Raw genomic sequence first — 25,248 nt, 5'->3', positions numbered from 1 at the left:
AAATGAATCCAGATCGCCTCGCGTTCGATCGCGCATCCGTGCGCACGTATGACGTGGATGGTCGGTTGCATGTGGCTGTATCACCCATAACCAAGGCGAATATTTGTGCCTATTACGGCAGTGAGATACCAAACTCGCAAGCTTTGGGATTAGAGCCGGACAGGCGTTATTACCTGTTGAGGCACCCTGAAGAACTTGAAAAGGCAGCCAACTCATTCAACAACCTTCCTATTTTAGATAAGCACGTTTATGTAAAAGCCTCAAATCCCCAGAAAAACAACATCGTTGGCACTACCGGTTCTGAAGCTGCTTTCGATGGCAAATATTTAAAAAATTCCCTGACGATTTGGGATGACTCAGCAATTGCAGGAATTGAAACCGAAATTCAGGACGAGATTTCATCCTCCTATCACTACCGAGCAGATATGACTCCAGGCGTATTTGAAAATGAAAAATATGACGGAGTTATGCGCGACATCATCGGGAACCATGTGGCCCTTGTCGAAACGGGAAGGGCTGGATCCGATGTTGTTGTCTTTGATTCACAACCACTGGAGTTAAAAATGAGTAAACGCAAAGAGGCGGCTATCCGCTCCGCGCTAAAGCCTGTGCTAGCACAAGATGCTGATATTGACGCCGCTGTGCGTAAAGCAATGCTGGCGCTAGATGAAGCCGAAAAAGAAGACAAGGCCGATAAAAAGGCAGAAGACGAAGAATCTGAAGCAGCCAAGAAGAAAGCTGAAGACGAGGAAACGGAAGAAGAAAAGGCCGAACGTGAAGCCAAAGAGAAAGCGGCTGAAGACGAAGAGGAAGACGACAAGAAGAAAGACGATGAAGACAAGAAAACAGCAATGGATGCAGCTATCCGCAAGGCCGGTTCGGATGCAGAAGCTAAAGCCGTAGCTCGTTTTAATGCCATTCGTCGGGCTGAAGCTGATGTTAAACCTTTGATTGGTGATGTAGTAGCGATGGACTCAGCAGACGATATCTACAAGTTTGCTTTGGACTCACTGAATATTGCTCACAAAGGTGTTCACCCATCGGCGTTCCCTGCGCTAATCGAGATGGCAAAAACGCAGAAAGCAGCACCAAAGAATCCGGTGATCGCTCTCGACTCGGTTGCTACTGATGACTTCAGTAAGCGCTTCCCTTCTGCTGGCAAATTGGTACGGAGTTAATCATGGGATTTCAGAAACAAATTAATCAATATCCAGCGCCTGGCGTAGAGGGTGATTTTGCCTCTGCCAACCCACATGCATCGTTCCTTGCTGGTGAGGGTGAGTTAGTTGCTGGCTCAGCCGGTGTGACCGTTGGCCGCTTTGCATGGGCTGTTGCTGGGGTAGCTTCTAATGCTGGTTCTGGTGCTCCTTCAGGCTTCGTTCACCGTGAAGGACAAGCGCTAATCACTGACTGGCTAGGTCAGCAATCAATGCTCATCCCTGAGGGGTTGCCTGTCACGCTTCAAGTCGCCGGGGATTACTGGGCTAAGTCATCAACTGTGGCAACCGTTGGCCAGAAGGTATTCGCATCTCTAACTACCGGGCAAATCCAAACCGGTGCGGCTGGAGCAACTATTGCTGGCTACATCGAAACTTCATTTAAGGTTGGCAGTGCTGCCGCCGCAAACGAACTTATCAAAATCGGCACCTGGAGCTAAATAATGAATCGAGCACAATTTAACGCTGACATGCAAAAGCTTGCCGGTGATTATGGCGTAGTCATGCCAACAGCGGGTGGTTACGTTGAGGATCACTTCAAGAGTCGATTTGACTTAGCAATGGATGCCCAGCCATCACTGGTAACTGTGAGCAACGCCGGTATTCCGGCTTTCCTATCCAATCTGATTGACCCTGAGTTCGTTCGAGTGCTTGTTACGCCGATGAAAGCAGCTGAAATCATTGGTGAAACTAAAAAAGGTGATTGGACGCTGAAAACGACTCAGTTCCCAGTCGTCGAATCAGCGGGTAAAGTTAGTTCGTATGGCGATTACTCTAACAACGGTTCAACCAGTTCAAACGTGAACTTTGTTCCTCGTCAGAGCTATCACTACCAGACAGTAACCCAATGGGGCGAGCTGGAGCTGGAAATGTATGGCCTGGCAAAAATCAATTATGCCTCCGACATGAACATCGCTTCCGCTCTGGTATTGAACAAATTCCAGAATAAGAGTTATTTCTTCGGCATTGCTGGGTTGGAGAACTATGGATTATTGAACGACCCTAACTTGTCAGCGCCAATCACTCCTGCCGCAACGGGAACCAGTGGAGGCACAACTTGGGCTACCAAAGGCGGTCAGGAAGTTTATGACGATGTTCAGGCGTTATACACCCTTCTGGTTACACAGAATAAAGGTTATGTAGACCGTGAAACACGCATGACTTTGGGTCTGTCTCCGCAATCTGAAGCTAACTTCACCAAAACGAACATGTACAACGTGAACGTTTCTGACCAGTTGAAGAAAAACTTCCCTAATCTGCGTGTTGTTACTGCAGTTGAATACTCCACGACATCTGGCGAACTGGTTCAGCTGATCGCCGATGAATTGGAAGGCACTAAATCAGCATACGCAGCGTTTACTGAAAAGATGCGTGCGCATCCGGTAATCATCCAATTATCCAGTTTCTTGCAGAAAAAATCTGCTGGCACCTGGGGTTCTATCATTCGCCGTCCTACGGCTATCGCTCAATTACTTGGGGTTTAAGTCATGGCAGAAACAGTAATCGTTGGCTGCAAGCTGCCACATGGACTGAATATCAATATCGATGGCAAGACTGTCGTGTTGAACGGATCCAACTCATCCTCCATTGCGGGTGGTTACGGGCTGACAGAGGGCGTCGATAAGGACTTATTCGACCGTTTCCTATCAGTTTATGCTGATGTTCCTTATGTGAAAAACCAGCTTGTTTTCGCACAAGGTAAGCACTCAAGCGCAACAGCGCAAGCCAATGAGCAGAAGGATATTCAGACTGGGCTTGAGGGGCTAAATCCAGACAAGCCTGCGCCAGGTATCGAGCCAGTTAAAGGTAAGGATAAATAATAATGGCGGTCGTCAGCTTCGATATTGCTGCGTTTCGGGCGCGTTACCCCGAGTTTCAGGCGGTAGATAATGCGCTTCTTGAGCAGTATTTCATCGAAGCGACGATTTACCTTAATAACACCGATGCAAGTCCAGTCACCGATGTTAGTCAGCGTGCAATGCTGCTTAACATGCTTGTCGCTCACATCGCCCAACTCAATCTAATCGTCAATGGTCAGGTCGCTAACCCATTAGTGGGCCGCATTGACAGTGCGAGTGAAGGATCTGTGAGTGTTCATGCAGACATGGGTACTGTGTCGGCTGCCGCCGTGTGGTTCATGCAAACAAAATACGGTGCAGCTTACTGGCAAGCTACCGCTCCATTCCGTTCGTTCAGGTACGTTCCCGGTTCATCACCGTCAAATTGGCCGAATCATTACTTTAGAAATGGTAGGGGGATCAGGTGAGCGAGGTGACTGGTGGCGACAAATTACAAAAATACCTTGAGGAACTAGCAAAAAACCTCTCAAAAGGCGATGAGCTTAAGGTGGGGTTTTTGGAAGGTTCTACTTATCCAGATGGTACTTCCGTTCCAATGGTCGCAGCAGTAAACGAGTTTGGTGGTTCCATTGATATCCCAGAGAGAACGCAAGATCTGGAGTTTAATCAAAACTCGCGCACTGGTGAAGTTGGTCGAAAATTTACCAAAAAAGGAAAGGGTAATTTTGTGCAGACGGTAACAATCCCAGCCCACACAATCACTATTCCTCCAAGGCCATACTTCAGAAATATGCTTATTGAAAAGGCTCCTGGTTGGGGTGCTGAGATGGGTAAGATTTTAGTGTCATCTGGTTATGACACCAAAAAGGCTCTTGGGTTAATGGGTGAGCGCATTCAGGGGCAGTTAAAGGAGTCCATTATTAAGCTGGATTCACCCCCAAACGCGGCATCAACGCTAAGGAAAAAGGCCGGGACAAACCCCCTTATTGATACCGGTCACATGCTTAACAGTGTTGATTATGAGGTAAGCGAATGAACCTACACGGCATAGTTTCAGGAGCTATTGGGTCGGTTAACCCAAACGTTGCCGCTCAAATAAAAATAAGTAGTGGATACATCACACTCCCCAGCGGAAAACGTGAGGCCTCCTATTTATCTCCAATTGATGTTACCGCTCAAATACAGCCAATTACCTCAGATGATTTAAAGCATATCGATGGATTGAATATCCAGGGATATATGAAGTCAGTACATGTAAATGGGAGCTTTGAGGGGGTCAATAGGCTTAAACAAAAAGGGGGGGACTTGCTCGTAATTAATAGTACTGGTGAGGCATGGCTAACTGTTCAGGTGCTTGAAGAGTGGCCGGACTGGTGTCGATTGGCAGTCAAATTACAGGTGACAACATGAGTGCTTCAGTCGATGTCACAGAAGATGATTTAACAACCGCCTTGCGCGGTTTTTTGTTGTCCCTGATTAGTGGTGAGATTGTTGTCTCACAAGAAAACTTGGTATCTACCCCGCTGGGTGAGTTTTGCACCATGACATCACTTGGCATCACACGATTATCAACCAATAGAAAAACATATCACGACACCGGCAATCCAGTTGGAGGGACTTCCAGCGATATCCGTTCAGCAAAATGGCGATGTCAATTAGATTTCTACGGAGATTCCGCTCACGACAACGCCAACATTATATCAACCATGATGCGCAGTGATTATGCGTGCGAAAAACTTAAAGCATCAGGCATTGAGATGCAGCCCCTGTATGCGGATGAACCCCACAACACAACAATGATTAACGGTGAGCAGCAGTATGAAAGCCGTTGGACCATGGATGCACATTTCCAATTCAATCCAGTGATTACCACCCCAATGGAATTCGCTGACGAACTCAACATCGGGTTAGTCGAAATCGACGCTAAATACCCACCGGGAGCTTAATGTAATGACAATCCCAGCTAAGAAGATCGTACAAGTTAATCCCGGTGTTTTATCTGCCGGCGGGTCTGCTGTTGATTTAAACGGACTGATCCTAACCACTAATACCGCAATCCCCATCGGTTCAACACTACAGTTTTCCAGCGCTGATGCTGTATCTAAATATTTTGGCGCGACCTCAACTGAGGCGGAAATGTCCGGTATTTATTTTGGTGGTTACTTGAATGCCACCAAGATGCCTGGTCTTCTTAACTTAACTCAATACCCATCAGCCGATGTATCTGCTTATCTTCGTAGTGGGTCCCTTGCTGCAATGAAGCTGGATGAGTTGAAGTTACTTACCGGATCGCTGACCATCTCAGTGGATGGCACTCCAGTCACCGCGGCAAGTATCAGCCTAGCAGCGGCAACGAGCTTTAGTTCTGCTGCTACCATTTTAGCAACGGCGTTAAGTCTGCCGGTAACATTTGACTCTATTCAGTCAGCATTCACGATTAAGTCAACCACCTCTGGTGCTGCATCAACAATCGGTTATGCCACTGGCACACTTTCAGCTGGGTTGAAGCTAACCAACGCAACTAGCGCAGTAACCTCACAGGGCGCAGATCAAACCAATCCAGTTGAGTTTATGACTAATCTGGTATTGCGCACTCAAAACTTCGGTGCTTTCACTACGGCATTCGAACCTGAACTGGAAAGCAAACTAGCATTCTCACAATGGACCAATAGCACCAATAAGCGATATGCATATATAGGCTTCGACACTGACGCTAACGCCATTGTTGCCGATAGCACTAACACATGGGCCTACGCTGTCAAACAAGCTGAGTATGAAGGCAGTTGCATGGTGTACGGCGACTTAACGCATGCAGCATTTGTACTTGGTGTTACAGCAGCGATTGATTTCACCAGGACCAATGGGCGCATTACCTACGCATTCAAGCGTCAAGGAGGATTGCTGCCATCAACAACTGATGAAACAGAAGCAACCAACCTGATTGCTAATGGTTATAACTTCTACGGTCGCTATGCAACATCCTCTGATGAGTGGAATTTCTTCTATCCCGGCTCAGTAAGTGGCTCATTCAAATGGATGGATGCTTACGTAAACCAGATTCAGCTTAATGCTAGCCTGCAATCAGCGATGCTAAATCTGTTACTAAGCGTTGGCTCTATTCCTTATAACAACCCTGGTTATGCACTGGTTGAAACGGCATGTCTTGACCCTCTGAATGCGGCCATCAACTTCGGTGCTATTCGTACCGGAACCACGCTGTCAGAGACTCAGATTGCGCAGATTCAGTTTGCTATCGGCTCTGATGTGTCGCAGGCAATTATCGCGAAAGGTTATTACTTGCAAATTGTCCCAGCAACGGCGCAAATCCGTTCGGCGCGAACCAGTCCAAGCATGACGCTTTATTACGCTGATGGCGGTGCCATCCAGAAACTGACCCTCGCATCTATCGAAATCCAATAGCGGAGCGCTAACTATGTCAACAATTACTGCTGCTAACTCCGTATTTTCGTTAGCGATCACCAATTTGTATGTTACCCCTCAAATTCTTGAGGGATATAGCGCCGACGACGCCTTTTCCACTGATGCTTTGGATATCACAGAGACCGTCATGGGCATAGACGGCAAGCTGTCTGGTGGCTTCGTATTTAACCCAACCAACCAGACTATCACCATCATGCCTGACTCTCCGTCTCTGGTTATTTTTGAAACGTGGGTTACTGCAATGAAGGCCATGCGTGAAACATTAACCTGCAATGCAACCATTCAACTACCAGCTTTGGGGCGCAAGTACACGCTGACCAAGGGTTATTTGGTGAGTGCGAAAACAATCCCAGACGTGAAGAAAACACTTCAGCCAACACCTTTCGTTATTCGTTGGGAAAGAGTGACAGGAGAGACAATCTAATGGCGCGTAAAAAGGCGATGTACGAGGTTAAGGACGAAGGACGCGACAAAGGTAAGGTATTTGTCCTGACTGAAATGTCAGCTTCTCAGGCTGAGTTATGGGCTGCGAGAGCACTACTGGCTATTGGCCGTGAGGGGATTAATATTCCAGAAGGTATCGAGAAAATGGGTTTCTCGGCAATTGCTACTTTCGGGCTGAATATGGTCATGAAATTACCATTTGAGACTGCCGAACTTCTTCTGGGTGAAATGTTCAAGTGCATTCAAATAATCCCCAACCCAGCGAATAAAGAGTTTTCTCGGGACCTGGTAGAAGATGATATTGAAGAAATCACCACCCGCGTTAAGTTGCGTAAAGCTGTATTTGATTTGCATGCGGATTTTTTAATGGCCGCCGCGCAATTGACTTCGGCCCCCAATTCATAGGGGACATGCCAAGCGGCCTAGTCGAATACCTCAACGTCCCCGCCCCGATAGCAACCGTAATTTCAGCCGGGAAAGCATCCCTTCATGAGTTGGACACCGTTTATGGTGTGGCTGACCTATGGATGATGCTGGAGGTTATTACGGTTGATAACCATAACGCCAGAATCATGAACCAGCCCAAGGAATAAAGATGGCAACTATTATCGATGCTCTCGTCGTCAAACTTGGGCTGGATAGCTCTGATTTTGAAAAGGGGCAAAAGCAAACTCAGGAAGGGCTTAAAAAGGTTAAATCTGACTCAACCGATACAGCCAAGGTGATGCAAGAGCAGGGTAAAAAAGCTGGTGCATTCTTTAGCAGTATCAGAAATGAGTTGTTAGCACTGGTCGGGATATCCCTTTCCATTAAGGGATTTAAAGACCTGATCATCGGTACAGCTAACAGCATGGCTACGTTAGGTCGCTCAGCAGCACCCTTAAACATGTCAGCCCGACAGTTAGATGCCTGGCAACATGTGGCTCAGGCTACTGGTGGAACTGCTGAGGGGTTGACGGGTTCAATGCAGTCCCTAAGCGATAGCATTCATGCTTTCTCCATGGGTAAAGGCGGAGAGCAAGCAATTGCAACACTAGGGTCACTTGGGATATCAGCGAAAGACGCCCAAGGTAAGATGAAAGGCGTTGGCGATATCTATGTGGAAGTTGCTCAAAAATTCAAAGATAAAAAGCTTTCAATTGGTGCCGCAAGACAGTTTGGGATGGGGTTGGGGATGGACTCAGCAACCGTCAATATGCTCATGGAGGGTCCTGAAAAGGTACAAAAACTTTACCAAGACATGTACAAAAATTCTGGCGTTACTGATGCGGCGGTCGAGAGATCAAAGCGATTCCAAGAGCAATGGGCCAAGATAGATCAAACCTTCCAAAGTGTGAGAGAAAAGCTATTCACTGCACTGATCCCACATATTGATAAGTTATTAATACTTCTAGATAAGTTTGCTACTTGGGTTGGTTCTCATCAGGAAGAAATTAATGCGTTCTTTACCAGTACAGCAACTGAATTTAGCAATATTGTTGAAGCTGTCGGTGGTATAGAAAACGCATTAAAGCTGCTCCTTTTATTTGTTGCTGGCAAGTGGCTTTCTGGAATGCTTGGCGCTGTTGGTAGGGTTTCTGGGGCGCTGGGTGGAATACCCGCTTTAGTGACTGTAGCGGGGGGGTATGTAGCCGCCATTGCCGGTAACGAGGTAATAGAAAGAATCAAGGCGCTTAGTGAAGGCCGCGAATACGACCAAATCCAAGGTCATAGCGCCGAAATGAGTGAACTTGAGAGATTGAAGCGGAGAAATTGGGCCGTGAACAATCCAAACACACCATATCCAGAGGGTGAGCCTGTGCAGCACGCTCAGGCGGCAAAGGCCACAGGTAAAGGTAAGGCTTTGCTTGACTGGATGAGCGGTCAGTTTGGGAAACTTGAAGCGCAATATGGGTTGCCTACAGGATTGCTTAGAAGCGTGGCGACCACTGAATCAGGTGGCAACCAATATGCAATTTCTGGTGCTGGTGCTAAAGGATTATTCCAGTTCATGGATCCGACAGCCAGGGATATGGGTCTTAAAGGTAATGATGTATATGACCCGGAAAAATCAGCGAATGCAGCAGCTAAATATCTAAGCCAGTTACTCAAAGCCACTGGAGGGGACTTAAGCAAAGCTTTAGGCGCTTACAACTGGGGTATTGGGAATGTACAGAAAAAAGGGCTTGGAAACGCACCATTAGAAACTCTCAATTACATCCCGAAAGTTTTAAGTGGGATGCCTATGGGAGCGCAGGTTGGCGCTCAACGTTTTGCTAACAACACCAATAATAATCAGACATCTAGCACCACAAGCACTGAGATAAGCATTGGTAAAATTGACGTACTGACTCAGGCAACAGACGCCACAGGCATTGCTAGAGATCTTGGTGGTCAAATTCGTCGTAATGGCTTGGTTGCTGCTGCCAATGGGGGATTTAGCTAATGCCATTAATTAACTTTCCAAATGTCCCTAATGTTCTTGGTGTCCCTAATGTGGCTCGTTCTGGTCTGAGTATTGATCAGGACGCCATCATGAGCGCCATATACAGTGGCGATATACTGTCAATTCTGGACTCGGTAATCACCCCCAAGTGGGGGATTTACGCACAAGATGGTAGCCAAGTAATACTTCCTGATTCTGTACTTGATATCGAATATAAAGGGGAGTCGAGAATATTAGACTACCCGATTGAGGCGGGAGGGTTTGCTTCATTTAACAAGGTTGCGACCCCCTTTGATATTCGTATGAAAATGGCATGTAGCGGCAATTTGTCAGCGGCGAGAATGACAAGGGAGTCCTTCCTTGCGCGGCTGGATGAAATGCAAGCTTCGCTCGACCTCTACAACATAGTTACCCCTGATTATGTTTACAACAATGTTGATTTGGTTGGATATGACTATCGTCGAACCAATGAGAACGGGGTGACCTTGCTGATCGTCGAAGCAAGGTTTAACGAAGTTCGAGTTACTGGTGATGCTCAATACAAATCAGTAAAAAGTGATAGTGCTGCTAACCCGGTAAATCAGGGGCAAGTTTATGCCAATAAGCCGACTGCGGAGCAATTCTCAGCAGCCCCCCAAACTGCTGAGGAAATATTCTAATGTTAGTTATTCCAGTTGCTGCCGTTCCATCCCAAACACTCAATGTAATTCTGGCTGGGCAAAGTTGCACAATATCGCTGAGTCAGAAAAGCGGCATCATGTATTGCACTCTAATGGTAGGTACAGAAACCATTCTTTCATCCGTTGTATGCCGAGACCGAGTCAGAATAGTTAGACTTACCTATCTTGGATTCGTTGGTGACCTTGTATTTTCTGATACTTCGGGTGCTGATGAACCCGTATATACCGGCCTTGGCAGCCGCTTTGTATTTTACTATCTGGAGGCTGCTGATTTATGAGTTATCAAAAGCGAAAGATAACAGTCAATTTCACCCTGAGTGAAGATGATTTCGGTGACGGCAATGACAGCCTTACAATTTCGGGGTTAAGGGTTGAGGCCCAAATAGACAATGCTGGCGGAGTATCAGGAAGTACCCTGTATGCCAAGATCTATGGCATGAAAGAATCAGATATGAATAAATGCTGCACGTATGCACAAGTCTACGGAGTGATTAAAAACATTGCGGTAACAATGACAGCCGGGGATGAAGCAAGCGGAATGTCGCAAGTTTTCCAGGGAACAATTTTTAACGGTCTGATTGATTACAATGAAGCGCCAAACGTTCCATTGGTTATTCAGGCCAAAAGCGGATTTGTTGAGCAAATCCTGCCGGCCGCTTCAAATAGCTCACAAGGAAGCACTAATGTTGCATCTATGATTGAATCTATAGCCAAATCTATAGACTTCGGATTTACAAATAATGGAGTGAATACATCATTATCGAATCATTATTCTTGGGGATCTCCAGTTGAGCAAATAAGAGATATTGCGAGAGCTGCTGGGATTGATTTATCGATTGAAAATCGCATTGTCTCCATATGGCCGACTGGTGGTGTTAAAGATAACCAAATGGTGCATCTATCACCATCAGAGGGGCTTGTTGGTTATCCTACCTATCTTGGGTATGGATACTCAATAACTGCGATATTTACTCCTGATATTGTTCGTGGAAGGCGACTTAGATTGCTTAGTGCCTCACCTCGAGCCAATGGAGATCTTTACATCCAAGCAGTAAGCCATTTGATATCGAGTGAAATACCAGGAGGCCCATGGTTCACGATGTCTACATTAACTAGCACCTCTTCTGGTGGGGAATTTTAATCATGTCATCCGCAATCCAAAGCACTCCGTTATCTTCATCTTCAGACCCAAATTCCTTAGAGTTTTTCATTAGTCAGTTCATGAATAAGATATGGACATCAACCATAGTTGTGGTCAAAGAGTCATCAAATGATGGTGGTGTATCACCAGTTGGCAAAGTAACCATCCAGCCAATGGTTACCATGACAGATAGTAATGGCAGAGTTATCGATCATAGTGATATCTATGAGGTTCCATACATGAGGCTGCAAGGTGGAAATGATGCGATCATCATTGACCCAAAGGTTGGTGATATTGGAATAGCTATGTTCGCCAATAGGGATATCTCAGCAGTAAAATCTTCAAGGAAAACATCCCCTCCGGGATCGGGAAGGAAATTTCACGCTTCGGATGCCTTCTATATGGGCGGTATTCTAAATGGAATCCCAACTCAGTTTTTGCGATACTTTTCAGGTGGCATTGAAATAGTATCCCCGAATAAAATTACAATTATCGCTCCTGAAATTGAACATAATGCCGCCACTTCATTTACCGTTAATTCCCCAACGATCACCCTTAATGGGAATGTTTCTCAAGGCGAGGGAAGTAACGCAGGTGATGCGACTTTTGGTGGAACGATTACAGCTATTGGCGAGATAAAAGGTAATGGAATTAACTTATCAACACATAAGCATAGTGGCGTTCAGGTAGGTAATGGAGATACAGGATTGCCGGTTTAATGATAGAATGATGGCATGTTTGATTTACTCCAAGAGTGACATAAAAATGAGAAATATTATTATTGGTATGCTGTTATCTATCATGTCATTTTCAAGCATCGCTGACATGAACGCGATGGGCGAGTGCATGCAGCGTGCTGGGATACTAAAAACAGCCATCCAACTAATAAATTCTGATTTCACAAGGAAAGATGCTGAAGTTCAGATTATGTCGAAGATAACTCCTAAGCAATTCTATTATGATCGAACGGCTAAGTGGGTTAGTAAGTTGCTGGATTCTGTATACGCCGATCCAGAAGCACCGTTCGCTAATCCTCAATATAATTACGATGTATTTTATCGACATTGTGTTTCAAATTTTGATAAATACAGTGGTAAAAATTCACTCTTGAAATAGGGATGTTCATGGTTAGTGTAAATAGAATTATTTTTTTATTTGTTTTTTCAGTAACTTCATTTAGTGTCTTGGCCGAAGGAGAATCGCTAAATGATTTCTTTGCGGACAATCCCAGCCTTGAAAAAAACATCTTCACAAAGCAAGCAATCACAGGCCAGGCCCAAATGCATGCTGGGCAGCAATTACAGATGGAAGATACCCCGCCAGAAAAATTAGTTAGAGGTATTAATATCCAACTTAAAGAGCGCGGCTATGATTACGCAAGGCTTGGGGTTCGAACGCTAAGTATGGTCTGCCTTGATGAAGAATTAGCAGCTATAAACGAGTTAAAAAAAGATGACTGCGTGCTAATTATAGAAGCGGCAAAAAAAGACTAACTATCCGACTGCTTTCGCAAGTAATAGTCTCTTGAAGTAGTTCCTGCCCATACCGAACAACCCACTTAACCGTGGGTTTTTTATTACCTAAATTCCGGAGAATCAATGAAAACTAGCGACATGGTGGTGACTCTATCCTTAGACACCACCTTGCTTGATGTGAAAATTAAGCAGTTAACAGACTTGATTAAATCACGATTTCCCGAGGGAGTTCCTGAAGGAATCGATAGCCAACTTACGAGCTTGAGTAATAACATCGTCTTTATCGATGGACCTTCCACAGTCAAGACAACTGGCATCAACCAGATCGTCCAGCGAGTGGATTTCGGATTTAGCTTTGATGCGCTCACTACCGCAATCCGGGCAGGCAATTTTGATTTCCATAAAAAATCCTCTTCAGATGTAGGGATTAAACATTAGTTCAACCTTTCACCACCGCACTTCGAAATAGCAATTTTGTGGAGAATCAATGCAAAACACTCTGCTTCTAGATCGCACTGCATGGGATTTAGTTCTTGATGCAAACGGCGACATTTCCATGGCTAGCTTGCCTTACTCAATCGCTCAGGACGTCGCCAGCGCTATCAAAACATTCATCGGTGAGTGCTGGTATGACACGTCTCAGGGGGTGCCTTACTGGCAGCAGATACTCGGAGAGTGGCCTCCAATATCATTGGTTAAATCACATTTAGTATCTGCGGCGATGTCAGTTCCGAATGTCGTCTCTGCCGAATGCGTGGTAGTCAGCTTCAAAAACAGAGAACTAACCGGACAGGTGCAAATCACAGATAGCGATGGCGTGGTATCGCTGGTCTCATTTTAAGGAATTCACATGACTACGAATGTACCGGCCATTGTCTTTACTGATAATGGACTGACGCTTCCAGACGAGACAGCTATCCTCGCGGGAAGAATGGCTGATATCAATACGGCGTTCGGCGGCGGAGTCAATCAGCAACTTAGCACGCCACAGGGACAGATAGCGCAGAGTGACACTGCAATCATTGGCGATAAGAACAATCAGATTGCATTGATGGCTAACCAGGTTAACCCAGATTATTCATCAGGACGCTGGCAGGATGCGATAGGCCGTATTTACTTTATGAATCGGATATCAGCATCAGGAACTGTGGTTACTGGGCGTTGTACTGGGCTGGTTGGTACCGTCATACCTATCGGCGCGATGGCACAAGATAACAGTGGTTTCTTGTATGCTGCTATCACTACTGGCGAAATACCTGACACTGGATTTATTGATATAGACTTTCAGTGCACAACTACTGGGCCTATAGCTTGCCCAGCGAATACATTATCAAGAATATACAACGCAAGGATTGGCTGGGACACTATCGATAATGCTCTGGCCGGAACGCCAGGCATCGATGTTGAGAGTCGTGCTGATTTTGAAGCCAGACGCCGAAACTCTGTAGCCGCAAATGCTGTTAACTCACCCCAGTCAATATTTGCCAGAGTACTTGCTGTTCCTGATGTTATTGATGCATACGTTATTGATAATCCAACTGGGGCTGCTGTTAATGTTGGGTCAACTAATTACTCGGTTATAGCTCACTCTGTTTATGTTGCTTGTGCCGGCGGTGATTCGGCTGATATTGCGGCCGCGATATGGAATAAAAAATCTCTTGGCTGTAGTTACAATGGGGATACCTCTTACACCATTGAGGATATGAATTATATCCCTCCTCGACCTCAATATCTGGTTAAGTGGGTAACCCCTACAGCGATACCGATTTACTTCGATATTCAAATCGCCAATAACTCTGCATTACCTTCGAATATTATCGTGTTGATACAAAATACAATTATCAATGCTTTTAACGGTGCCGATGGTGGGTCACGGGCAAGGATCGGAGCAACTATTTATGCTTCACGTTATTACTCCGGAATAGCGTCTGTAAGTAATAACGTAAATATACAATCAGTATTGCTTGGCACTGTATCGCCTGGACTTTCGACGTCTGCAACCATAGGAATAGACCAGCGACCCACACTCGACGCCGCCAACATAACAGTTACGTTGGTATAGCTATGAAAGACTATAAAGAAACTCTTCTTAGCCAATATGCCAATAGCCCAACAATTACTTCAATAATCAGCACCTTCAACGATGCAATAGACCCTGAAACAGACTTAGATAATTTCTATGATTTTATTTGGAATGTAGAAACAGCGGTTGGATTTGGATTGGATATATGGGGAAAGATTGTTGATATTCCTAGGCTATTGCAGGTTGAAACATCCCAGTTAAATTTGGGATTTGTTGAATCAGAGGGCGCTGGTTCTGATTTGACTAGTCCGCAGCCATTCGACCAGGCTCCATTTTACGAGGGACCATTAGCAACAACAACAGTCGCACTATCTGACGATGCATATCGATTGTTAATAATGGTTAAGGCTTTGGCAAATATTACTGATTGCACAGCAATGAACCTAAATAAGTTATTGCGATATTTGTTTGCAAATAGAGGAATTGTATTTGTTACAGACACGGGTGGAATGGAGATTCGGTATGTATTTGGTTTCGATTTAACGCCAGTGGAGCGATCAATAGTTCTCAACTCCACGGCAATACCAAGATCTGCCGGCGTTCTTGCTCAGATGATGATTACCAACTTCGACAACACATTCGGCTTTGCAGAGGCAGGGCTGGCCCCGTTTGATCAGGGAACTTTCTTCCCAGACTCAGGACTTCAAAATGCTAAATAGCGCAATTCCTACAAAAATGGCAGTACCATTCGCTAATAGCGGAGAAAAGCAAGCTATCCCAGTAGCATCACAAATTGGCATATCTTCTGGACGAGCTTCTTTTACTGACGGATTCCCGCCACTTACAAGAACACCGCTTACCGCAGGGGGCATCCCTCCTTACGGGACCGATTTTAACGGAATTTTGAACGCAATAACCTCTTCAATAAGATGGTCAAATGCTGGCGGCGCATATCCATTCGACTCTGATTTCTCATCATCAGTGGGTGGATATCCTAAAGGTGCATTGCTATCAAATTCAATAAACTCAGGATATTGGTTTAATACCACCGACGCGAATACTGCTAACCCAGAAAACACCAACGCATCGCTAACAGGATGGGTTCCTGCGTTCACATACGGCACAACTGATGTAACTGGATTGGCTGCTACAAATGTTACTCTTACTGCGCTGCAAGCTGCAAATGAGCGCATCACATTAGCAGGTGTGCTGACAGCAAACATTAATCTAGTATTTCCCGCATGGCGAAAGAACTGGGCCATTGTTAACAATTGCACTGGCGCTTTTAGTGTTACATGCAAAACACCAAGCGGCACCGGCATAGCTGTCGCGGCGGGAACAACAGTTAGAATTATTGGTGATGGTACGAACATTATCTCCAACGAGTCTTCGCTGGTTGCTGGGGCACTCCAAAAATCAAATAACCTGTCTGATTTAGTTAGCGTGCCAGCCTCATTAGCAAACCTTGGGTTAAGCGATGTGGCTCACCTTCCTCAATTAACAGGTGTTGTTGGTACATCACGCAATGCAAAAATGAGTGTTACAGCCGCATCGACAACAGCCACTTTCACGGCAGATGAATTAATTGTTCAATCCGCCTTGGGAGGGTTGCAATACAAACTGAGCGGGTTTAGCAATACAATCAACCTGGCTACTACCGGCGCTGGCGGGATGAATACAGGCACCGCACCTGTCAGTGGGTTCGTTGCTTTATATGCGATTTACAATCCGACAACTCAAGTGTCAGCCTTGCTTGCTGTTAACGCGACATCAGCAGCGGTACCAGAAATTTGCGGTGTAACAATGCCCGCTGGATACACTGCATCAGCATTGCTGACTATTGTATCCACTGATGCATCATCGCGCTTTAATGTGGTGATGGTTCAGGGGAGATATATATCAATTCAGTACACCGCGATGTTTGGTACTACATCAAATGTTGCCAGCTCTCCGACCAGCGTGAGTGGGGTTATCCCAAGAAATGCAATCAGCGTGTCTGGCTCGATTACGATGTCATCAACTACCGCTGGGTCAATTTCTGCTGATATCTCCGGGCCGAGCGCGATAGGCAATCAGCGGATAGCGAACTACATGAATGCTACAGAAAGCAACACTTCAAATTTCAGTCAGATTCCCATTGCTACGCCATCTACCGTGACACTTGCAGTTAGCAGTACCACCACAACTTTCAGTTGTTATTTTTATGCTTCGGGGTATTCAATATGAAATATATACAAATCGTGAACGGAAAGGTTATCGCTGAATTCTCTTGTTTCCAAGATGAGGAAATATTCCCAGGGATTATAGAAGTTGAAGATGATGATCCGCGCTATGTAGATTGGTACAACTCAGTACCTCATTTCATGGCTGGAACAGAAGACATGTAGATTTGATGACGGGCAGGGATGCCTATTGAGGTGGTGGTGGGTAATGGGGCAAAAATGGGGCAAAAAATTACCGCAAACTAACTCGAACTATGCCAATCACAGTTGAGACACTTTGCGGTAAGTCACTGCCAGCCACGAAGTTCACACGAACTTACGCGAATTTAAAAATAACCACTTCACATGATGAATATGGGGGTGTGAGGCTACTTATACCGTCTCATGTGACAGTGCCCATAGATAGAGGGATGCCGTTGTTCCATAGGGTGTGTAACGGCGGCGGTAACGCTCAAAGCGTTCTCGTGGCAGCGTTTTATGGCCATATAGATTCATCATGCCGCGCCGGATCGCTAAATCTCCCCAACTGACGACATCGGGTCGTGCAAGTGAGGAGATCAATAACATTTCTGCGGTCCAGATGCCAACACCGTTGAGGTTTGATAGCTGTGCAATAACGTCGTTATCGGGCAGCAGAGAAATAGCAGATAAATCCAGCGTGCCATTAAGTGCAGCATCTGCAGCACCTTTAATGTATCCCGCTTTCCTCATCGTCATACCACACCCTTGAATAGCCTCTACCGTTGCAGTTGCGACAGTTATTGGCGTCACGACCCCGAGCAATGCGACCAACCGTGAGTTGACCGTTAGTGCCGCCTTGACCGAAATTTGTTGGTCAACGATATTTCTGATCAATGCAGCAAATAAATCAGGGGATAGCGGGCGAGTTATCATCCCCAGCCGTTCGATGGCTGCGGCCATCTTTTTATCACGCCGTTTGAGATGGTTAATTTCTGTTTCACCGTAATGATAGAACATGCCCGACAGCCCCCTGTTATCTAAGTAATAAAATATATAAGTAGAAAGTTAAAAATCATAGCGCTAATTCTAGCTGCTGCACACTCTGTTTGTTGCTGATGTTTTTTTACAATTGAGAATTATCTGACCACTATCACTGCTATATTTATTATTCATCTATTTAAAAAAGAATGCTTCATTTAGGTACATATCACCTATTAGCATAATGAGGATTAGATAATGAGTGAAGAAAATAGAAAGACAAACAGTGATCCCTCATCGAAAACGGGTGAGAAAGCTTTTCCGACAAAGGTAGGTTATATAATCGGGATTGTTATTTTATTTATTGCTGTAAGTTATATGTTTATGTATTGGTAATTAGCTGAAAAAAGAATGGGTTATGCCTTATAAATCTAATGAATTACTACCAGACTCAGTGAGGAGTGTTCTCCCCGCCCATGCGCAAGATATATATCGTGCGGCATTTAACAGTGCATGGGATCAATATCAGGACAGTGATGAACGACGCGGACATGACTCGCATGAAGAGACTGCCCATAAAGTCGCCTGGAGTGCGGTAAAACAAAGCTATCGTAAAAATGAGAGCGGTGAATGGATTAAAAATAACACTCACCACTCAGGAAAATAACACGCCTTGTCGTTATCCTGTCTTTGCCAATGAGATATTCTGGTGGCCAATTTTTTGCAATAATACAGGAATATCAATTGGATCAATTTTATCTGCTTGTAGATAAGCAACGGCATATTCGTGCCAGATACCCGATTGCAGGAACAAAATAAACAGTTCCCGGTCCAGATGATTCTCATTCACCATGTTGACCATGATATTGAGGGCTTCAGACAACAACTTCCCTGGTTTATAAGGTCGATCGGCAGCCGTCAGAGCCTCAAATACGTCAGCTATGGCCATCATCCTCACCGGAATACTCATCTGTTTATAGGTGAGCTGATAAGGATACCCTTTACCGTCCATGCGTTCATGATGCCCACCCGCAATCACTGGGACATTTGCCATGGTTCGTGGGAAGGGGAGTTTATTTAACATCACGATGGTCTGCATGATGTGTTCGTTTATTTTATAACGATCCTCGTCTGTCAGGGTGCCACGGCGAATACTGAGGTTATAAATTTCGCCACGGTTATAGAGGAACCTCGGTTCTTGTACTTTGAAATCAAAATATTCCGGGCGTTTATTTTTATTATCACGGAAAATAATATGTTCATCTTTATCCGCCAGCATCGGCTCCTGTACCGGCAGTGGAGCGGCGGGTTGTCTGGCTTTACGCACTCGCTCTTCTTGGGCTATACCTGCATTATCATCTAATGTGCGAGTCCAATGGTAAGCGGCAATTTGCTGGATACGTGCGATAGCTTCGTCAGACATATACTCGCCACCCACATTGCAGTTGGCAATAAAGTAAAAATCTTCATCTAATTGGCGTAATTCCTCAGCTAACAACTGTTGTTCGGCTTCACTGGCGCTCATCGCACCATATTGGCGTAAGAAGGCGATTTCTTTCTCACGTTTTAAGACTTCAAACCGCATGCGTATTTCATGGATGCGATCATAAATTAGCTCCAGTTTTGTTGATTTATCGACTACAAATTCCGGCGTGGTAATCTTGCCACAGTCATGTAACCAGCAGGCTGTATGTAACTCTTCCCACTCATTCTCTGATAACGTAAAGTTGGCGAAAGGCCCCTCTTTAATATTGACTGCGGCACGGGCGAGCATTTTAGTTATTTCAGGCACACGCTGGCAATGCCCACCGGTATAGGCACTTTTGGCATCGATAGCTCCGGCAATAAGCTCAATAAATGCGTTGAGCAGGTTTTTTTGTTCTTGCAATAATCGCTGTGTTTCTACTGAAACTGATAAACTGCCCACCAGGGCATTAACTAATTGAATTTTTGAGCGTTCACGCTCAGCATTTAGCTCATAAGGGTTAAATAACAGTAGGAATCCGAGCAATTGGTTATCATGGGTCTTCATCGGTACGGCAACAAAGCGGAGGGGCAAATAAGGTTGTAGGAAGTCATGTAATTGGCTAAAGATATTATCTTTATTGAGCGTTCCTACAATGGTTTTCCCTTCGAGTACCGGCAGGAAAGTCGTGAGATTGTCTTCTTTAATTTGTAATGAGGACATTTCTGCTACCGGGATATTTTCACCATTCCAGCGAAATGCCGTTGGTGTGAAGGTTCCCTCATCTTTATCTGACAGAAAAATAATCCCTCCGGTCATGGCAGCAATTTCTGTGGTTTCACTTAATAGCCCTTGCATCTGCCGGAAGAAATTACTTTCTGCTGTCAGCATATTTCCCATCGAAATAAACTGCTTCAGTGTTGATTTCATTTTTGACATTGATTTGTGGAGCTCGTCAACTTCCTCAATCACAGAGCGTTCTAATTCGCGCTCTTCGAAATGGAGATTGCTGATGGAATCCGCGTCCTGGCGTAGACGAATAAGGGGTTTGGATATTTTTCTGGAGAAATACCAAACTAACGGCAAGCTGAGCATTAACAGAATAAATGCAATAAAGGTTGAGTGATTACGAATAGAATTTGCATCGGCTGTCAGATAGCTGGCGGGTGTCGCAATAATCAACTGATAGGCATTTCCGTTGCTATTAATCTCAACAACTGAGCCGAACCAGCGCTGATTTTGTGCTTCAAACATGATACTACGATTAGCATTGTTTACCGGTGAGTTGCTAGCTGTCTGACTATTCTTTTGACTATTGAGCAAAACTTGCAATACAGGGATTTGCCGGTCTGCATTGGTGTTATCTGCCGCCTTATCTTTAGGTTTTGGCAGGCTAGCGATAACTTCACCATGGGAATTAATAATAATGGCCTGGCTACCTGGCGGTAGATTTTGTTTTATTAAAAATTGCGAAAGTGAAGCTAGGGAAACGTCCAATCCAATGATTGTCTGTTTATTCTCAGCTTGACGGCTATAAGTAAAACCGACTTCTCCGGTGCCTTTAAAAATATAAATAGGAGAGGTGATCAGCATAGGACTTGCGGCGGCCAGAATAAACCAATCCCGCCGCCGTGGATCGTAGTTATCATTTTCACGCGGCATAACAGCAATCACTCGCTGCTGCTTATTAAGATAAATAAAACGTTTCTCCGGTAAACTATCAAGAAAACGATTACTTTGAACCATCCATTCTGCATCTTCAGGGGCATGGAATAATGTACGGTTAGCTTCCGTTAAACGCCGCAGCATAAAAAAATCACCATTAGCATAGGCGCTATACACGGCACTGGCATAACTATTCTGCTTCAGAATTTCAATAAATTTATCGACAAAGGCCATTCGTTGTTCAAGGGTCGATAGTTCTGTGATTTGCATACTGGCAAGAATATTAACCGACATTATCATTGGTCGTGTTACGGCATCCAATTCAGCGGCAATCGCCTCTCCGGTTTTTTGATACTGCCGATTGGTGCTGATTTCAGTCAATTTAGTCAGTTGGCTATGACCAAAAATAATAATGACGGTACCTATTGAGACGATCAACAAGGTGAAGAGAGCGGCAATCTGGATATGCAAAGGATAGCGGTTTTTTAGCCCGAATAGATTACTTAGCATCATAGCCATCCCGGAAGTTTATTATTTAATTACTTATAATCATAGAATGTACTGACATAATCAGCATATTCCCCTATCTTTCAGTAGGTTGTATGTAATTGCATGATTGTAAAGGCTTTGTTTTATATTGCATCGGAATTGTTGGATGAAAAAACCAATCACAGTCAGAAAAAAAATGTTTTAACGTGCAGAATATCTAAAAGCAGTATTTAGCAGCCCGATTTTTAGGCGGTTAAAAGGACTTGATGAGTCGAATGGGATGCAGCGAATTTACTGACCAGCATTAAACAGGCCATATCGGAAATTATTAAAAGTATCACCTCAATAGGCTCATATTGCCCCTAAATCAGACGCATGCAGACCTAAATAGCGATGATAGTTGTCAGGGGGTGGATCATTATCTGTCGGATGTAAGCGATGGTGCCCACGGATGGCGGTAGGGGCAAAGCCAAAACGTTTGCGAAAACGTTCAGCAAAACGTGATGCACTCTCGTAACCCACTTGGCTGGCTATTAATGATATTGGCCAATCAGTACCTTGCAATAAACGCAATGCACTGGTCATGCGGACATCAATCATTAAGTCACGTAATAGTATTTTTTCGGCAGCTAATTTTCGGCGTAATACAACTTCGCTCATCGCCATATGGTCTGCAACTTCTGATGCCGACCATATTTTGTATGGATCTGTCGCCAAACAACGGCGCACTCTCTCACTTAACGAATCACTTTCATTTAATATAAATTTAACGCCACGCTGAGCCAACCAAAGTAACAATTCAAGCATGCGGTGTCTGACGATAGTTGGCGGAATATCACCAATGTCAGATATTGCTTTAAACGTATTGCCGAATGTATTGATGAATTCAGGTGCTAAATTACGTACCGGCATAACGCCTGGAACATACCCAAGACCAGCGGATGCTGGATGATTGGCAAAGGTAGCAATCAAACGGGGATCACAGCGAAGTTGGTGGCTAAAAAATAGTCCGTCGTCAGATAAGCCATTAATTACATCAACTGTTTGACCACTACTCACTGCGACTATTTCACCGGCTTGTATAATACATTCCTGATTATCCCAGCGAATGATTTTGTACCCACGGTTAACCATAATGAGCAATGGATGCTCAATATAGACGGAGGTGAGTAGTAGCTCTGTGTGTTGAATAACATGTGCCGAGCTACCCACACCGGGGCAAAAATTAATTGTACGTTCCATCGATATTCATTTCACAATTTTAGCCTGAGAATATCTTTACGCTTTGAGTGGCAGAGTAGCAACTCATTTTAATAGAAAATTTACAGCAACTGGCTATTTTAGCGAAAAATATTAAGGGTGAGAATAATAGCCAGCTCGATATGAGTGATTGTTACTGTCAATATAATCCCATGTTAAAAACAATGACAATAAAAATTAATTGGCATGTTAATAATTGCAGTGACATGTAATTTCTTTACAACAAAAGGTGTAATCGTTTTCGGCAACTGACCGCTACTGTGTTTCACCCAGCAGCAATGCATGATCAGGGAATTGACCATAAGTATTATTAACAGCTTGCTGTCGGGTTGATTGCCCGACTAATTCACTGAGTGCATCGAGACGTAACTGTAATAGACGTTTAATTTCTATTTCATTTTCCAAAATAGCTCTCAATTTCTCACGTAACAGCTCTTGCAACACCTGAGATGAGCATGAGGATATAGTGACATTTGCCGTGCTTTCTACCGCTTTAAGGTAAGTCATTTCGAGATCAACCAGCGCATCCCAATTCCCCTCAGTGGCTAATGCAAGCATTTGCTCACTGAGTGTCAGGATTTGTTGATATTCGGACAAAAGGTGCTGGTGACGTTCCATTAAATGGGGTCCTAATCAGGTTGATAATTGGGGCCGATCTGCCGCCAGGCGTCTGCAATATTTTCGAGCAAAGCAGACACTTCATTAATTGCCTGTTCGTCATTATGCAAATTGGCATGCAGCAAGCGCCGCGACATATAGTCATATAAAGCTGACAAATTCTGTGCCAGCTCACCGCCTTTTTCCATATCCAGTCCTGCACTCAGCCCATTATCAATAATATTAATGGCTTTTGACAGTGCAGCACCTTTGGCCGGAATATCTCCCTGACTCATCAAGATGCGAGCACGAACCAGGGCGCTTTGCGCCCCGTCGAAGAGCATCACGATCAATTGATGAGGGCTGGCACTCATTACACCACTTTCGACTCCTACGTTTGCGTAAGCTTGAACCCCTGATCGGCTGTACATGCTCTATCCTTTATGAAGAGAATTGTTGAGTTAAGAAATTACCGGTATTGGTTAATGAACTCACCAATTTGTCCAACTGGGTAAATTGTGCCTTATAGCGTTCAATGGTGGCATTAATGCTATCAGTGGTTGAAGTAACCTGTTTCTCTAATGATTTTAATGTCTTGTTAATACCATCAGTGGCTGTCTTTAATGAGCCTTTGGTGGAATCCAGTGCGGTATTTAGCAGGTTATCCATCTGAGTGGCGAAACCGGTGGTTTTGCCATCGCCGACAAAAAATGCTGTTACGTTATTCGGCTGGTCAGTCAGTGCTTTATCAAGTTTCTTCGAATCAATGACTAATTTTCCATCAAGATCTTGAGTAATACCCATCGCTGCCAGGGTTTTCACATCACCGGCCTGGGCAGAGGCTAATTGGCTCTTCAATTGCGTTTGGATGCTGCGCAATGTGCCATCGCCAACTAATGCGCCATTACTGGTTGATTGATCCTTACCCGCTTCAACCGCAGTATATTTGGTTAAAGAAGCAAACGTGGTTTGTAATGAATTATACGCATCGACAAATGTTTGAATCGCAGCTTTGGTCGCGGTGGAGTCACGTGTAATTGTCAGTTGCTCAGGTTCATCTTTTTTTGTTAAGGCTTTCAGGCTGAGTGTAACGCCTTGTGGTGCATCAGTAATGGTATTGCTTTGACGGGTAATGGATACGCCATTTACTGTCAGTGTTGCATCTTCAGCTTTTACTTTTTGCGTTAAAGCGCCACTACCACCGGTGGTGCTTGGGGTGTAGTTCAAAAAGTTGTTTAAAGTATCATCACCAGAAACACTGACTGTCATTTCTGACTTCGTCCCTGTTTCCTTGGAAGTTAATGCGAGGTAGTAAGTATCATCATCCGCTTTCATGATACTGGCGCTGACACTACCTTCTTGTTTATTAATCGCATCGCGAATACCGGTCAACGAGGTCTGCTCACTGGTCAGTTTTACTTCCAGTGGTTTTGCTTGACCGGGTTGAGTGATAGTAATTGTCCGGCTGTCGTTACTATTACCCAGTTTATCTGTGGCGTTCGGCACATCAGAAGAGAGTAATGATTGCGCTTTAGCCAAATTAGTCACTTCAATCGTGTAATTACCTGCTGTCGCACCACTGCTGGTAGTGGCGGCAAAAGCGGTATTGGTGCTGTTAACAGAGGTCGTGGCTAGGGTATCGGCTTTTTTTAGTGCTGCAGATGCCGTTTCGACTTTAGCCAGGGCGCTTTGTAACACACCATAGGCAGTAAGCTTGCCTTTATAACTGGTCTGCTGGTTGGTTAGCGGAGTTAAGCGGGTTTGTTCCCCGGCACTTAACTTATCCAGTAAAGTGCCTAGCTCCAAATTTGAACCGATACCCAGAGAACTGATACTTGCCATGTCTAATCCTTAATATTCAAGTGTCGTTACAGGGGTTATCGGCCAGAGAATTGAAAAGTTTACACATAAAATGGAATTTATGATGGCTGGAATAACGGGGGATAACAGGGCGCTATTTGCCCTA

At 44.7% G+C, this 25,248-nt stretch carries 33 protein-coding genes; 27 read left to right on the top strand and 6 right to left on the bottom strand.

The features are described 5' to 3' along the window. The first annotated feature begins 2 nt into the window (after positions 1 to 2). The 25 genes from V1955_RS12945 (at position 3) to V1955_RS12825 (ending at position 17,032) form a co-directional block, all read left to right on the top strand. Positions 3 to 1,178 carry a DUF2213 domain-containing protein gene (locus tag V1955_RS12945; protein ID WP_442820982.1) on the top strand — a complete coding sequence of 392 codons (1,176 nt, stop codon included), beginning with the start codon at positions 3 to 5 and terminating at the stop codon, positions 1,176 to 1,178. Continuing rightward, complete coding sequence (locus V1955_RS12940) at positions 1,178 to 1,657, top strand: structural cement protein Gp24 (protein ID WP_263700952.1); 480 nt, start codon at positions 1,178 to 1,180, stop codon at positions 1,655 to 1,657. The genes V1955_RS12945 and V1955_RS12940 overlap by 1 nt, the downstream gene beginning before the upstream one ends. A 3-nt stretch (positions 1,658 to 1,660) precedes the next feature. After that, complete coding sequence (locus V1955_RS12935; protein ID WP_442820981.1) at positions 1,661 to 2,701, top strand: DUF2184 domain-containing protein; 1,041 nt, start codon at positions 1,661 to 1,663, stop codon at positions 2,699 to 2,701. Positions 2,702 to 2,704: 3 nt separating this feature from the next. Next, positions 2,705 to 3,037 carry a hypothetical protein gene (locus tag V1955_RS12930; protein WP_050941608.1) on the top strand — a complete coding sequence of 111 codons (333 nt, stop codon included), beginning with the start codon at positions 2,705 to 2,707 and terminating at the stop codon, positions 3,035 to 3,037. Between the two features lie 2 nt (positions 3,038 to 3,039). Next, entirely contained in the window at positions 3,040 to 3,483 is a 444-nt protein-coding gene (locus V1955_RS12925; protein WP_442820980.1) for a DUF4054 domain-containing protein, read from the top strand. After that, entirely contained in the window at positions 3,480 to 4,052 is a 573-nt protein-coding gene (locus V1955_RS12920; protein WP_442820979.1) for a hypothetical protein, read from the top strand. Before V1955_RS12925 ends, V1955_RS12920 begins: the two co-directional genes overlap by 4 nt. Further along, entirely contained in the window at positions 4,049 to 4,426 is a 378-nt protein-coding gene (locus V1955_RS12915) for a hypothetical protein (RefSeq protein WP_442820978.1), read from the top strand. Before V1955_RS12920 ends, V1955_RS12915 begins: the two co-directional genes overlap by 4 nt. Beyond that, the gene (locus tag V1955_RS12910; protein WP_442820977.1) at positions 4,423 to 4,962 is read left to right on the top strand and encodes a phage neck terminator protein; all 540 of its coding nucleotides are present in this window, start codon (positions 4,423 to 4,425) and stop codon (positions 4,960 to 4,962) included. Before V1955_RS12915 ends, V1955_RS12910 begins: the two co-directional genes overlap by 4 nt. 4 nt (positions 4,963 to 4,966) lie before the next feature. Continuing rightward, positions 4,967 to 6,436 carry a DUF3383 domain-containing protein gene (locus V1955_RS12905; RefSeq protein ID WP_442820976.1) on the top strand — a complete coding sequence of 490 codons (1,470 nt, stop codon included), beginning with the start codon at positions 4,967 to 4,969 and terminating at the stop codon, positions 6,434 to 6,436. A gap of 13 nt (positions 6,437 to 6,449) precedes the next feature. After that, positions 6,450 to 6,881, top strand: coding sequence for a phage tail fiber protein (locus V1955_RS12900; protein ID WP_442820975.1), 432 nt, complete (start codon positions 6,450 to 6,452; stop codon positions 6,879 to 6,881). Further along, on the top strand, positions 6,881 to 7,306 hold the full coding sequence (locus tag V1955_RS12895; RefSeq protein WP_145568917.1) for a hypothetical protein: 426 nt from the start codon (positions 6,881 to 6,883) through the stop codon (positions 7,304 to 7,306). Before V1955_RS12900 ends, V1955_RS12895 begins: the two co-directional genes overlap by 1 nt. 5 nt (positions 7,307 to 7,311) lie before the next feature. Further along, positions 7,312 to 7,494 (top strand): transcription elongation factor GreA, encoded by a 183-nt coding sequence (locus V1955_RS12890; RefSeq protein WP_145536910.1) that lies wholly within the window; start codon positions 7,312 to 7,314, stop codon positions 7,492 to 7,494. 2 nt (positions 7,495 to 7,496) lie between these two features. Then, on the top strand, positions 7,497 to 9,326 hold the full coding sequence (locus tag V1955_RS12885) for a transglycosylase SLT domain-containing protein (RefSeq protein WP_442820974.1): 1,830 nt from the start codon (positions 7,497 to 7,499) through the stop codon (positions 9,324 to 9,326). Continuing rightward, positions 9,326 to 9,985, top strand: coding sequence for a phage baseplate protein (locus V1955_RS12880; RefSeq protein WP_442820973.1), 660 nt, complete (start codon positions 9,326 to 9,328; stop codon positions 9,983 to 9,985). The genes V1955_RS12885 and V1955_RS12880 overlap by 1 nt, the downstream gene beginning before the upstream one ends. After that, the gene (locus V1955_RS12875) at positions 9,985 to 10,284 is read left to right on the top strand and encodes a phage baseplate plug family protein (RefSeq protein WP_442820972.1); all 300 of its coding nucleotides are present in this window, start codon (positions 9,985 to 9,987) and stop codon (positions 10,282 to 10,284) included. The genes V1955_RS12880 and V1955_RS12875 overlap by 1 nt, the downstream gene beginning before the upstream one ends. Further along, entirely contained in the window at positions 10,281 to 11,147 is an 867-nt protein-coding gene (locus V1955_RS12870) for a baseplate hub protein (RefSeq protein WP_442820971.1), read from the top strand. Before V1955_RS12875 ends, V1955_RS12870 begins: the two co-directional genes overlap by 4 nt. 2 nt (positions 11,148 to 11,149) lie before the next feature. Continuing rightward, positions 11,150 to 11,866, top strand: a complete 717-nt coding sequence (locus V1955_RS12865; protein ID WP_442820970.1) for a Gp138 family membrane-puncturing spike protein — start codon at positions 11,150 to 11,152, stop codon at positions 11,864 to 11,866. Between the two features lie 46 nt (positions 11,867 to 11,912). Beyond that, positions 11,913 to 12,263: a hypothetical protein gene (locus tag V1955_RS12860; protein ID WP_442820969.1), complete on the top strand. Its 351-nt coding sequence runs from the start codon at positions 11,913 to 11,915 to the stop codon at positions 12,261 to 12,263. 8 nt (positions 12,264 to 12,271) lie between these two features. Then, positions 12,272 to 12,640 (top strand): hypothetical protein, encoded by a 369-nt coding sequence (locus V1955_RS12855; RefSeq protein WP_442820968.1) that lies wholly within the window; start codon positions 12,272 to 12,274, stop codon positions 12,638 to 12,640. A 105-nt stretch (positions 12,641 to 12,745) separates the two neighbouring features. After that, complete coding sequence (locus V1955_RS12850) at positions 12,746 to 13,060, top strand: hypothetical protein (protein ID WP_442820967.1); 315 nt, start codon at positions 12,746 to 12,748, stop codon at positions 13,058 to 13,060. 49 nt (positions 13,061 to 13,109) lie between these two features. After that, the gene (locus V1955_RS12845; protein ID WP_442820966.1) at positions 13,110 to 13,463 is read left to right on the top strand and encodes a hypothetical protein; all 354 of its coding nucleotides are present in this window, start codon (positions 13,110 to 13,112) and stop codon (positions 13,461 to 13,463) included. A gap of 9 nt (positions 13,464 to 13,472) precedes the next feature. Beyond that, positions 13,473 to 14,684 carry a baseplate J/gp47 family protein gene (locus V1955_RS12840; protein ID WP_442820965.1) on the top strand — a complete coding sequence of 404 codons (1,212 nt, stop codon included), beginning with the start codon at positions 13,473 to 13,475 and terminating at the stop codon, positions 14,682 to 14,684. A 2-nt stretch (positions 14,685 to 14,686) separates the two neighbouring features. Next, positions 14,687 to 15,364 (top strand): DUF2612 domain-containing protein, encoded by a 678-nt coding sequence (locus V1955_RS12835; RefSeq protein WP_442820964.1) that lies wholly within the window; start codon positions 14,687 to 14,689, stop codon positions 15,362 to 15,364. Further along, positions 15,354 to 16,871 (top strand): hypothetical protein, encoded by a 1,518-nt coding sequence (locus V1955_RS12830; protein ID WP_442820963.1) that lies wholly within the window; start codon positions 15,354 to 15,356, stop codon positions 16,869 to 16,871. Before V1955_RS12835 ends, V1955_RS12830 begins: the two co-directional genes overlap by 11 nt. Then, positions 16,868 to 17,032 carry a hypothetical protein gene (locus V1955_RS12825; protein ID WP_442820962.1) on the top strand — a complete coding sequence of 55 codons (165 nt, stop codon included), beginning with the start codon at positions 16,868 to 16,870 and terminating at the stop codon, positions 17,030 to 17,032. Before V1955_RS12830 ends, V1955_RS12825 begins: the two co-directional genes overlap by 4 nt. A gap of 207 nt (positions 17,033 to 17,239) precedes the next feature. On the opposite strand, the gene V1955_RS12820 is transcribed toward V1955_RS12825, so the two are convergent. Next, on the bottom strand, positions 17,240 to 17,845 hold the full coding sequence (locus V1955_RS12820) for a DNA-3-methyladenine glycosylase family protein (protein ID WP_083159144.1): 606 nt from the start codon (positions 17,843 to 17,845) through the stop codon (positions 17,240 to 17,242). A gap of 219 nt (positions 17,846 to 18,064) precedes the next feature. Between V1955_RS12820 and V1955_RS12815 the strand changes: the two genes are divergently transcribed. Together V1955_RS12815 and V1955_RS12810 are read left to right on the top strand one after the other, a co-directional pair. Continuing rightward, a complete protein-coding gene (locus tag V1955_RS12815) occupies positions 18,065 to 18,202 on the top strand; it encodes a hypothetical protein (protein ID WP_372569024.1) in 138 nt (45 codons plus the stop codon). 22 nt (positions 18,203 to 18,224) lie between these two features. Next, positions 18,225 to 18,473, top strand: coding sequence for a ChaB family protein (locus tag V1955_RS12810; protein ID WP_372569025.1), 249 nt, complete (start codon positions 18,225 to 18,227; stop codon positions 18,471 to 18,473). Between the two features lie 12 nt (positions 18,474 to 18,485). Here V1955_RS12810 and V1955_RS12805 read toward each other — a convergent pair whose 3' ends face one another. From V1955_RS12805 to fliD, 5 genes are all read right to left on the bottom strand, one after another. Further along, positions 18,486 to 21,446 carry an HD domain-containing phosphohydrolase gene (locus V1955_RS12805; RefSeq protein ID WP_083163700.1) on the bottom strand — a complete coding sequence of 987 codons (2,961 nt, stop codon included), beginning with the start codon at positions 21,444 to 21,446 and terminating at the stop codon, positions 18,486 to 18,488. Positions 21,447 to 21,776: 330 nt separating this feature from the next. Continuing rightward, entirely contained in the window at positions 21,777 to 22,667 is an 891-nt protein-coding gene (locus V1955_RS12800) for a helix-turn-helix transcriptional regulator (RefSeq protein WP_442820961.1), read from the bottom strand. A 273-nt stretch (positions 22,668 to 22,940) separates the two neighbouring features. Next, positions 22,941 to 23,303 (bottom strand): flagella biosynthesis regulatory protein FliT, encoded by a 363-nt coding sequence (gene fliT / locus V1955_RS12795; RefSeq protein WP_050084340.1) that lies wholly within the window; start codon positions 23,301 to 23,303, stop codon positions 22,941 to 22,943. An 11-nt stretch (positions 23,304 to 23,314) separates the two neighbouring features. Beyond that, a complete protein-coding gene (gene fliS / locus V1955_RS12790; protein ID WP_050084339.1) occupies positions 23,315 to 23,713 on the bottom strand; it encodes a flagellar export chaperone FliS in 399 nt (132 codons plus the stop codon). A gap of 10 nt (positions 23,714 to 23,723) precedes the next feature. Continuing rightward, positions 23,724 to 25,124, bottom strand: a complete 1,401-nt coding sequence (fliD, locus tag V1955_RS12785; protein WP_083159141.1) for a flagellar filament capping protein FliD — start codon at positions 25,122 to 25,124, stop codon at positions 23,724 to 23,726. Positions 25,125 to 25,248 lie beyond the last annotated feature (124 nt).

The sequence above is a fragment of the Yersinia sp. 2545 StPb PI genome (genome assembly GCF_052217125.1).
GTDB lineage: Bacteria > Pseudomonadota > Gammaproteobacteria > Enterobacterales > Enterobacteriaceae > Yersinia > Yersinia enterocolitica_E.
This window is presented reverse-complemented; position numbering and strand designations above follow the sequence as displayed.